At 57.4% G+C, this 2,537-nt stretch carries 3 protein-coding genes; all 3 read left to right on the top strand.

Annotated elements, in window-relative coordinates; all coding sequences use genetic code 11:
- A partial coding sequence (locus WCA53_RS29605) for an aldehyde dehydrogenase family protein (protein WP_423919631.1) occupies nt 1-1,119 on the top strand: 1,119 nt, incomplete at its 5' end.
- 214 nt (nt 1,120-1,333) lie between these two features.
- Nucleotides 1,334-1,978, top strand: coding sequence for a hypothetical protein (locus tag WCA53_RS29600; RefSeq protein WP_423919628.1), 645 nt, complete (start codon nt 1,334-1,336; stop codon nt 1,976-1,978).
- 255 nt (nt 1,979-2,233) lie between these two features.
- The coding region (locus tag WCA53_RS29595; protein ID WP_423919625.1) for a glutathione S-transferase family protein at nt 2,234-2,537 on the top strand (304 nt) is incomplete at its 3' end.

The raw sequence follows: 2,537 nt of genomic DNA, 5'->3' as shown, positions 1-2,537 counted from the left end.
GCTCACGAGGAAATTGGCGTATCAATCGCTTTTTTGCGCTTCACCGCGACTCAAGGTCTGCCTAACAAGACCCTACGCGACAGCGACACAGAACATGTGGCTCAGACGCGTGCGCCGCTTGGTGTTGTCGCGGCTATTGTGCCGTGGAATTACCCGATAATGCTTCTTGTATTCAAAATCGCGCCGGCCCTGCTAACCGGCAACACAGTCGTGGCCAAACCGGCACCGACCACCCCGCTTACGACGCTATTGCTCGGAGAACTCGCATTGTCTGTGTTGCCCGCGGGCGTGCTGAACGTTGTCACCGATAACAACGATCTCGGCGCCAAACTGACGCTGCATCCGGACGTTGCAAAGGTGTCGTTCACAGGCTCAACCCGCACCGGTATTAACGTTCTCCAAAGCGCGTCGAGTACGCTCAAGCGCGTCACACTTGAACTCGGCGGCAACGACGCTGCAATCGTTCTAGACGGCGTAGACATCGACGAAGTCGCGCCGAAGATTTTCGCGGCGGCAATGATGAACAGTGGGCAGGTCTGTCTTGCGGCGAAACGCGTATATGCGCCGCGTGTAATCTATGATCGCCTGTGCGACGCGTTTGCTACGCTTGCGGAGCAGGCCGTTGTCGGCAGCGGGATGGAGCCTTCGACGCAATTTGGGCCGCTTCAGAACCGGCGCCAGTATCAGCGTGTGAAAGACCTGATCGAGGATTCGCGGCAACACGGAAAGATCATTGCCGGCGGAACGTTTCCCGACGGGCCGGGGTACTTCATCGCGCCGACGATTGTGCGAGATTTGCCGGACGATGCGCGATTGGTAAGAGAGGAGCAATTCGGGCCGGTCATGCCGGTGCTGGTGTACGACGACATTGACGAACTCATTGAACGGGTGAACGACACGGAGTACGGACTCGCCGGCACAATTTGGGCTAAGGACACGAAGCGGGCATTCGAGATCGCTCAGCGAGTCGACACAGGCACGGTGTGGATCAACTGTCACATGAATGTCAGTTTCGATATCCCGCTTGGCGGTACAAAGCAATCCGGCATCGGTTTGCAACTTGGCCAGGAGGGGCTCGAGGAGTTCACGCAGTTGAAGATTATTTCGACGGTGCACTAGATACTATGGAGGGTCAGCGAGAGTAAGCCCCTGGTGTCAGAAGTAGTCCGCCACACAATTGGCGGACTACTTGTCCTGGATACACTGCCACTCAGAACGTACAGGTATTCTTCTGGAATTATCTGAGCTGTCGCCGATTAGCATGTCCGATTGTTTTTCTATCATCACGCGCGCGTGCCGCGTCGACACAATTTTTCCGGTGTACTAAACCAATATGCGACTGACCGACATACTTATCGGCGCTGTTCTCTTGCAGTCGGGCCTCGCGCACGCACAGGCTCGCCCGGCTGTCATGTTGTCATTCGAAACACATGCCGCCTATTTTTCCAGGGAAGTAGCATCACCGACAGTGATCGATCCACAGGTTTTTGTACGCGACGAAAGCGCGCCGGCGGAGCGCCATTGGCAGGGTATCGAGCATATAGCCGGTGTGCGTAACGCACACGCTGATGATCCCGCGAGGAGCGAAATATACAGCGCAGAGGGTTTGCCTTTGGGCATGACACTGGAGCAGTGGCTGCAGGCTCGCGGCAGCGTGACATTGGTGCCGCGCGCGGACGGCCGTGAAGACGTGACGGTGGTCCTGCATGGCCTGAAGCCCGGCGGGCAGTTCAGCGTGTTCGAGAATCACTTTGATCAGAAGCCCGTCGGATTTACGCCGGTCGACGGCACAGGAACCGGAAATTCATTTGCGGCCGATTCCGAAGGATCGGGAACCGTCTCGATGATTGCGCCGGCTCAGATGAACCATGCGAATGCCGTGCTCGTCGTATACCATTCCGACAACGCAGACCACGGTACTGAGCGAGGTGCGATCGGCGTGACAGCGCATCATCAATTGATCGCCCGTCTGCCCTGAGGCGGGTACGGGGGGCGACCCCGTGGTTCGATCCCTCAATGGACGCTCCCGTCTACCTTTTCATCGACCCTTCGATCCATAAATGCACTTGACCGGCTAGTCCAGCTATCGCGCCTTCAAGGAGCTCTGGATCTGGTCGATTGTCCATCCTCGATTGATTATGTTTTCCAGCTTAGCAGCCTTCCCGCCTTCGGCGCCGTCCTGTACCCTTTCATCCTTGCCAGTTGCTGGTCTTTTCATCCGAGGAACTTACTGATGCCCGCCGTCAAACCCACTCAGCCGATCCGCCTTCACACGACCTTGCTCTCCGGACACGGGCACCGCATCAAGTTGTTCCTGACGTTGCTTGACCTGCCTTTCGAAGTCATCGAGCTGGACATGAAAGCCGGCGACAACCGTCGCCCGGAATACCTGAAACTCAATCCGTTCGGACAGGTGCCGACAATCGAAGACGGTGACACGGTGCTGTTCGATTCGAATGCGATTCTCGTGTATCTGGCGAAACGCTACGGCGACGCGTCGTGGTTGCCGGAAGACCCGCTGGGCGCGGCCGCGGTGC

The organism is Caballeronia sp. (assembly GCF_049581465.1).
In the GTDB taxonomy this organism is placed as follows: Bacteria; Pseudomonadota; Gammaproteobacteria; order Burkholderiales; family Burkholderiaceae; genus Caballeronia.
The sequence above is the reverse complement of the archived record's forward strand: the minus strand, read 5'-3'. Positions and strand labels throughout refer to the sequence as shown.

Coding starts and splice junctions, on each gene's coding strand:
- WCA53_RS29600 (WP_423919628.1), top strand. CDS start 1,334: ATGCGACTGACCGACATACTTATCGGCGCTGTTCTCTTGCAGTCGGGC.